This window comes from Streptomyces sp. NPDC002671 (assembly GCF_053592475.1).
Map to the genome: position 1 here is coordinate 1 of NZ_JBSFVU010000143.1, position 3181 is coordinate 3181.

General features: G+C 68.3%; 1 protein-coding gene and 2 pseudogenes. 2 read left to right on the forward strand and 1 reads right to left on the reverse strand.

Features of this window, described 5'->3' with window-relative positions:
* Positions 1 to 905 (forward strand): annotated as a pseudogene (locus ACWD35_RS45255) (hypothetical protein); the annotation flags it as partial.
* A gap of 150 nt (positions 906 to 1055) precedes the next feature.
* Here ACWD35_RS45255 and ACWD35_RS45260 read toward each other — a convergent pair.
* Positions 1056 to 1658, reverse strand: a complete 603-nt coding sequence (locus ACWD35_RS45260; RefSeq protein ID WP_451357143.1) for a zinc finger domain-containing protein — start codon at positions 1656 to 1658, stop codon at positions 1056 to 1058.
* A 149-nt stretch (positions 1659 to 1807) separates the two neighbouring features.
* On the opposite strand from ACWD35_RS45260, the pseudogene ACWD35_RS45265 reads away from it, so the two are divergent.
* Positions 1808 to 2778 (forward strand): annotated as a pseudogene (locus tag ACWD35_RS45265) (Tn3 family transposase); the annotation flags it as partial.
* Between the last annotated feature and the right edge of the window lie 403 nt (positions 2779 to 3181).

A 3181-nucleotide genomic window follows, 5' to 3' on the forward strand; every position in this document is an offset into this window, starting at 1 on the left:
GGGCGCTTGGTCGGATGAACGATCCACGCTGCGTGCCGGGCCTGGCCGAGCGCGTGGTCGGCGCCCGGTCCGGCTTCGCATCGGCCGCCGCCTTCCACGGCAGGGCCCGCGACGCCTTCCACCACCCGGGCCTCCCCGCCCACCACGAGATACTTGTTCGCCTTCCGGACCACGCGGAGCTATTGCTGCCGGCGATCTGCGACCGACTCGGCACCGCCACGGACGTCCAACTGCTCAATCACCTCTGCGAAGTGCTCGCCGCCTGGGGACCTGCTGCGAAGGCAGCAGTGGCGCAGCTGCTCGACCTGCTGAGGGATAACCAGAGGTGGACCGCGGCGGCGACAGCCCTGGCCGGGATCGGGATGGCAGGCAACGGAGGACGTGAACTGTTGCTGGCCCGATCGATCGCCGCAGGCGCAGACGCGGAGCTCGCCGCGTGGGCGTACTGGCAGGTCGGCGGGGAGCCGGGCCCGGCCTTGAAGGTGCTGGGGCCTGCCGCCACTGAGGGCGGCTTTCCCCACCCCGCCTTGCGCAAGCTGGCCGACCTCGGCCCCCGCGCTGTCGACTTCGCGGACCAACTCCGGACGATGATCGGTGCCGCCGACCCCTGGACCAGCGTCGAGGCCGCCCACGCCCTGTGGGCCGCGACCGGCGACACCGAGAGCACCGTCCCGGCCCTCCTGGAGGTCGTGCAGAACCTGGCCGAGGGTACCTACCTACCGGTCATGCTCCCCGCGGTGCGCTATCTCACCCGGATCGGCCACGCTGCCCAGCCCGCCGCACATCTGTTGCGCGACCTGCCTACAAGTGACCGGCGTTTTCACTACTTCGGCGGGTGGCGCGCCTTCGCCGAAGACGAGTCCATTCGCACTGCCGTCGACGAGCTGCTCAGCGCAACCGACTGACTGCTCAGTCACATCGGCCGCTACTCGTGCAGGTCCCTCAGTACCTCGCCGCTCAGGTCCCCCGGCGCCGGTTCGGCGGGCGCGGCGCTGGCCGCCTACCGCGCCCGCCAGGCCCGCGGCGAGGGCGACCCCGACGGGTACGGCAGGTGTTCACGTTTCGTGCGGGCGCAGGCCCTGCTCGGCACGCTGGTAATCGCGTGCCGACTCGATCTGTGAGCGAATCCAGTCGCTGTACAGCGCATCGGGATCGCCGTCCGGCGCCGCCAGGCTCAGGAGTGTGGCGACCTGGGAAGCCAGGACGGTAACCACCTCTGCGCTTCCCTCGGGCCCGCGCGCCAGGAGCAGAGTCCGCACGTCGTCATCGATTCGGTCGATCACGGCGTCGTCCATCAGGAGGCTGAGCCCGTCCGCCAGGAAGCGGCGGACCAGCGCCGCGGCGTCACCGAGAGGCTGATCGACCCGGAACTCCTGTCGGGCTGCGCGGCTGGCCTCAAGGATGGCGGGAGAAGGCGGGCGTCGGGTCTCCGGGATGAGCCCCTGCTCCCTCCATTCCTCGTACGGCGGCGGTCCGGCGGCGTCACGCCGGGCCCGGTGGTGGTCGGTGGGGTAGCCGGAGGCGGAGCGGCAGGCGCGGCCGACGCCCGCGCTGCAGGCGGGACACTCCGCGCGCCGGAACCAGGCACGGACCCGATCAGACAATTCCCCCGAGCTGAACTGGGGCCGCCAGTGCCCCCAGCTTTCCTGCTGCGTCACGATCCCCCCTTCGCGGTTGTCCGCTCATCCTCGTCCGTGCCGTGGCCGATCCGCATGCCAAGCGGCAAGCTCGGCCGCAAGGGAGAGTGGTTGAACGATCAGTCGGTGACGTGCACGGTCACGTACATGTCCCCTGGAGGAAGTAGCTGATGCGCTTCGTCGTCCCCGTCCGCACCATCAACGCCAGGTGATGCCCTTCTTCTTCGCGAAGTACTTGGGTGAGGGCGCGGTGAACGCGATCAACGATCAGGTGATCGGGATCGGGCAGATGGTGGTGCCGGGCACCCCGCGCGGCTCGCTGTTCATCCTGGACGCGCTGCTGAACCTGGACGGCGGGGTGAAGCCGGAGATGGTCGCCACCGACAACGCCTCCTACTCCGACATGGTCTTCGGCATCTTCAAGATGCTCGGCTACCGCTTCTCCCCATGCTTCAAGGACCTCGAAGACCAACGGTTCTGGAAGGCCCAGATGCCCGGCGGCGAGGCCCTGGGCAACTACGGGCCACTGGAGGCGCTGGCCCGCAACAAGGTGAACGTGAAGAAGGTGATCACCGCCTGGCCGGACATGCTGCGCGTGGCCGGCTCCCTGGTCACCAATCAGGTCCGCGCCTACGACCTGCTGCGGATGTTCGGCCGCGAGGGCTACCCCACCCCGCTGGGGCAGGCGTTCGCCGAGTACGGGCGCATCGCCAAGACGCTGCACCTGCTCGCCGTGGTCGACCCGGTCGACGACACCTACCGCCGCCAGATGCACAAGCAGCTCACCGTCCAGGAGTCCCGCCACAAGCTCGCCCGCGACATCTGCCACGGCAAGAAGGGCACCATCCACCAGGCGTACCGGGACGGAATGGAGGACCAGCTCGGCTCGCTCGGCCTGGTCCTGAACGCCGTGGTGCTGTGGACGACCCGCTACATCGACGCTGCCGTTGCCCAGCTCCGCGCCGAGGGCCACGAGATCAAGGACGAGGACGTAGCCCGGCTGTCCCCGCTCAAGCACAAGAACCTCAACTGCCTGGGCCGCTACAGCTTCACCGCCTCCCAGCCAGTCCAGGGGCTGCGTCCTCTACGCGACCCGGACGCTGTCGGCCTCGACGATGACGACGATGGCAGCGAGGAATGAGCAACAATCACCGGTCGGCCTCGTTGGTCCGATCATGAGCGCCGTTGTGGCCCATGGGATCACCGGCGGTCCGCCATTGTTGAATGAACCTGACAGGCGCCACCCATGCGCACCAGGATGGGGCGATGGACCAGGGGCTTGCGGCAGTACTCGGCGCGACTGTTGGAGTGGTCGGCACACTCAGCACTGCCGTTCTCACCTACGTGGCAGCCCGGCGCCAGTCAAATGACCAGGCAAGACTCGAACATTTTCGTAGCCTCCGAGTCGAGCGCCGTGAGGCATATCTAGCTGTGTTTCAGGCTGTGGAGTCTGTCAATCCCCCCGATCTGTGGAGACCTTCCTATGCAGCCAGTTCCTCGGTGAGGCTGGCCTGGTAGCTGTGTTCGTAGTCGATCGGGCTCTT